The organism is Corallococcus sicarius (assembly GCF_003611735.1).
In the GTDB taxonomy this organism is placed as follows: domain Bacteria; phylum Myxococcota; class Myxococcia; order Myxococcales; family Myxococcaceae; genus Corallococcus; species Corallococcus sicarius.
In genome coordinates, this window is the sequence record NZ_RAWG01000523.1 from 1 (window position 1) to 3,928 (window position 3,928).

At 70.1% G+C, this 3,928-nt stretch carries 4 protein-coding genes; 2 read left to right on the forward strand and 2 right to left on the reverse strand.

The features are described from left to right. Positions 1–145: 145 nt before the first annotated feature. Both epsC and cysK read left to right on the forward strand, forming a co-directional pair. A complete protein-coding gene (gene epsC / locus D7X12_RS40035) occupies positions 146–991 on the forward strand; it encodes a serine O-acetyltransferase EpsC (RefSeq protein ID WP_120630388.1) in 846 nt (281 codons plus the stop codon). 39 nt (positions 992–1,030) lie between these two features. Then, positions 1,031–1,951, forward strand: a complete 921-nt coding sequence (cysK, locus tag D7X12_RS40040; RefSeq protein ID WP_120630389.1) for a cysteine synthase A — start codon at positions 1,031–1,033, stop codon at positions 1,949–1,951. A gap of 7 nt (positions 1,952–1,958) precedes the next feature. On the opposite strand, the gene D7X12_RS40045 is transcribed toward cysK, so the two are convergent. Continuing rightward, positions 1,959–3,098 carry an aminotransferase class V-fold PLP-dependent enzyme gene (locus D7X12_RS40045; protein WP_120630390.1) on the reverse strand — a complete coding sequence of 380 codons (1,140 nt, stop codon included), beginning with the start codon at positions 3,096–3,098 and terminating at the stop codon, positions 1,959–1,961. Between the two features lie 11 nt (positions 3,099–3,109). Continuing rightward, positions 3,110–3,760 carry a hypothetical protein gene (locus D7X12_RS40050; RefSeq protein WP_120630391.1) on the reverse strand — a complete coding sequence of 217 codons (651 nt, stop codon included), beginning with the start codon at positions 3,758–3,760 and terminating at the stop codon, positions 3,110–3,112. Between the last annotated feature and the right edge of the window lie 168 nt (positions 3,761–3,928).

A 3,928-nucleotide genomic window follows, 5' to 3' on the forward strand; every position in this document is an offset into this window, starting at 1 on the left:
CCTGCGCCCCGTCCCCCGGGCAACCGGGCAGCCGCGACGTTTTCCCACCCACGGCATCCACGCCTGAACCCCAGCCCCCAAGCCGTTCCCGCAGAGGAAACAAAGGAAAACGGCTTTCCGGCACGCTATCCTGACGCAACGCCCCATGGATGATCCGAACGCCCGACTGGTTGCCACCCTGCTGGAGGCGCGACAGCGCCACTGCTTCCCCCCGGACGTGCGCAAGGCGGCGCCGGAGTTCGTCGCCCAGGTGCTGGGCCTGCTCTTCCCGCACTTCGCGGAGCGGCTGGAGTGCAACGCCGCGGCGGTGCGCCGGGACGTCACCGCGGTGGAGGCGAACCTCCAGCGCATCCAGGGGCTGCTCGCGCCGCACTACCCCGTCACGGACACGGGCCTGGTCACGCACTTCATGGCGGGCCTGCCGGACATCTACGACTGGCTCCAGCAGGACGCGCGCGCCATGTTCGAAGCCGACCCCGCCGCGCGCAGCGTGGATGAGGTCGTGCTCACCTACCCGGGCTTCTACGCCATCGCCATCTACCGGGTGGCGCACTCGCTGCACCGGTTGGGCTTCCCGCTGCTGCCACGCCTGCTCACCGAGTACGCCCACCAGCGCACCGGCGTGGACATCCACCCGGGGGCCACCATCGGCCGCAGGCTCGTCATCGACCACGGCACCGGCGTCGTCATTGGCGAGACGACGGTGATTGGCGACAACGTGAAGCTCTACCAGGGCGTCACGCTGGGCGCGCTGATGGTGGAGAAGGCCCTCGCCGACAAGAAGCGCCACCCGACCATCGAGGACGACGTGGTGGTCTACGCCAACGCCACCATCCTCGGCGGTGAGACGGTGGTGGGCAAAGGCAGCATCATCGCCGGCAACGCGTGGCTGATGCAGAGCGTGCCGGCGAAGTCCGTCGTCACCCGGCGCAGCGAGGTGCGTCCGCGCCACGGCGGCGAGGGGCTGGACGTCCTCGACTACCAGATTTGAGCAACCCCACGCAGTGACCTTCCCCGCACAGGAGACGCCATGAAAGTCGACAGCATCCTGCAGACCATTGGCAACACGCCGCACGTGCGCATCAACCGGCTGTACCCCTCGCGCGTCACGGTGCACCTGAAGCTGGAGCGCGCCAACCCGGGCGGCAGCATCAAGGACCGCATCGGCCTGGCGATGATTGAGGACGCGGAGAAGCAGGGCCTGCTCAAGAAGGACAGCGTCATCATCGAGCCCACCAGCGGCAACACCGGCATCGGCCTGGCCATGGTGGCCGCGGTGAAGGGCTACAAGCTGGTCCTCGTGATGCCGGAGTCCATGAGCATCGAGCGCCGCCGCGTGCTCGCCGCCTACGGCGCCACCTTCGACCTGACGCCGCGTGCCCTGGGCATGAAGGGCGCCATCGCCCGCGCCACGGAGCTGGTCTCCCAGACGCCCAACGCGTGGATGCCGCAGCAGTTCGAGAACGCGGCCAACATCGAGGTCCACAAGCGCACCACCGCGCAGGAGATCCTGAACGACTTCCCGGAGGGGCTGGACTACCTCATCACGGGCGTGGGCACCGGCGGTCACATCACCGGGTGCGCGGAGATCCTCAAGGCGAAGTGGCCCAAGCTGAAGGTGTTCGCGGTGGAGCCCGTGAAGTCCCCTGTCATCAGCGGCGGCGCCCCGGGCCCGCACCCCATCCAGGGCATCGGCGCGGGGTTCATCCCGAAGAACCTGCGCACGGAGGTGCTCGACGGCACCATCCAGGTGGATGAGAAGGACGCCTTCGAGTTCGCCCGTCGCTCCGCGCGCGAGGAGGGCATCTTCGTGGGCCCCTCCTCCGGCGCGTCGCTGTCCGCGGTGAACCAGAAGCTCGCGGAGATGCCGGACGGCAGCCGCGTGCTCGCCTTCTGCTACGACACCGGCGAGCGCTACCTCTCCGTGGAGAACCTCTTCCCGGCGCAGTAGTCGCGCCTCACCCGGGCTGGTAGGCGCGCACCAGCGCCACCAGCCGGTCCAGTTCCTCGTCGGTGGTGTAGAAGTGCGGCGACAGGCGGATGCGCCCTCGCCGCACGGAGTGGATCACCTTCTTCGCGGACAGGTACGCGCTGAGGGCCCGCACCGGCACTCCCGGCGGCAGGAAGGTGAGGATGCCCGCGCGCGCCTCCGGGCCGGGCCCCACGTCGCAGCCCAGGTCGCGGAGCCCCGCGTCCAGCCGTGCCACCCGGTCGCCGATCCGCGCGCCAATGGCATCCATCCCCACCTCCAGCAGCAGCTCCAGCGCGGCGCCCAGCGCGTAGATGCCGGGGTACGCGGCGCTGCCCTCCTCGAACTTGGCCGCGTCCTGGCGCAGCTCGAAGTGGGAGCGGTGGAAGTTCCACGCGTCGGTGGTGCTCCGCCAGCCCACCAGCACGGGCCGTACGCGCGGCAGCACGTCCTTCGCCACGTACAAGAGCCCGATGCCGGAGATGCCCAGCATCCACTTGTGGCTGTCCGCGCTGAGGAAGTGCACGCGGCTCTTCTTCACGTCCACCGGGATGCAGCCCACGCTCTGGATGCCGTCCACGCACAGGAGCACGCCCGCGCGCTCACACAGCAAGCCCAGCGCATCCAGGTCCGTGCGGTGCCCGCTGGCGAACTGCACCGACGACACCGCCACCAGTCGCGTGCGCGGGGTGAGCGCCGCCGACACCGCCTCCGGCGTCACGCCCCCGTCCGGCGCGGCAATCTCACGCACCGCCACGCCCCGGTCCTTCAGGTGCAGCCAGGGATAGACATTGGAGGGGTACTCGATGCCCGTGGCGACGGCGACCTCGTCCCCGGGCTTCCAGTCCAGCCCTTCGGCCACCAGCCCCAGTCCATGGCTGGTGTTGCGCACGAAGGCCACCTCCTCCGGTGACGCGCCGATGATGCGCGCGGCGAGCCTCCGCACGTGCTCGCAGTGGGCCTCCCAGCCGCGCTCGTGGAGGATGCCGTGGTTCACCAGGTCATCCATCCACCCCTTCACCGCGGAGGCCACCCGCAGGCTGGTGGGCGCCACACCCGCGTGGTTGAGGTAGAGCTGCTCTCCGAGGACGGGAAACTCGGCGCGGTAGGACTCGAAGGGGGCGCTCATGCCCCGGGAGACTACAGGACGACGAGCAGGCCGAGCGACGCCGTGGGGTACACGGTCCGCAGGCCCAGGTTGCCCGTGCCCACCTGGAGCTCGCGCACGTCGGTGAAGGTGAAGCCCGGACCCGCGCGCGCGGACAAGCCCACGCGCCCGGAGCCCGGCCGCCACATCAGGCCCAGCGACGGCTCCAGGAACGCCGTCGTCGTGTAGTCCTTGGTGACGGGCGACGCGACGGTGGCCCGCACCACGAACTCCTCCATTCCCACCGCCAGCCCCAGGAACGGACGCACCGTGCCGTCCGCCAGGAAGGCCAGCGTGTAGCGGCCATCCACGCCCACGCCGAAGTTCAGCTTCACGTCGCCACCCTGCACGCCGGTGAAGCGCGCCTTCGCGCCCAGTGAGCGGTTCCACGAACCCGCGCGCCCCAGCAGACCGAACGCCAGCCGCGAGTCGCGCGACGGCGCCACCTCCGCCCGAATCCCATACATCGACCCGTCCAGCGCGGGCGGCGTCAGCTCCAGCAGGAACGCCCCGCGCCGCTGCTGCTCCTGCCCCGTGGACGCGCGGCCCACGTCCTGGGCCAGCGCCGGCACCGACAGCAACGACACACCCACCGCCACCGCCGCCTTCACCCACCGCATCGACCGCCTGGACTCGACTCGCATGGCCCGTCTCCTTCGGTTTAGCCGGACGACTAATTTAGTTACACGACTAACTAAGGCCGGTGACGCAGGTTGTCAAGCCGCTGTCTGGACGGTCCGTCCTTGGCGCTTGCGGGGTGGGAGGGGGTGCCCTATGGGTCAGGGATGCCGCCCACCCGCCGTGGCAAGCCC

Excerpts from the sequence above, each read along its gene's own strand:
- epsC (WP_120630388.1), top strand. The coding sequence starts at position 146 with ATGGATGATCCGAACGCCCGACTGGTTGCCACCCTGCTGGAGGCGCGA.
- cysK (WP_120630389.1), top strand. The coding sequence starts at position 1,031 with ATGAAAGTCGACAGCATCCTGCAGACCATTGGCAACACGCCGCACGTG.
- D7X12_RS40045 (WP_120630390.1), bottom strand. The coding sequence starts at position 3,098 with ATGAGCGCCCCCTTCGAGTCCTACCGCGCCGAGTTTCCCGTCCTCGGA.
- D7X12_RS40050 (WP_120630391.1), bottom strand. The coding sequence starts at position 3,760 with ATGCGAGTCGAGTCCAGGCGGTCGATGCGGTGGGTGAAGGCGGCGGTG.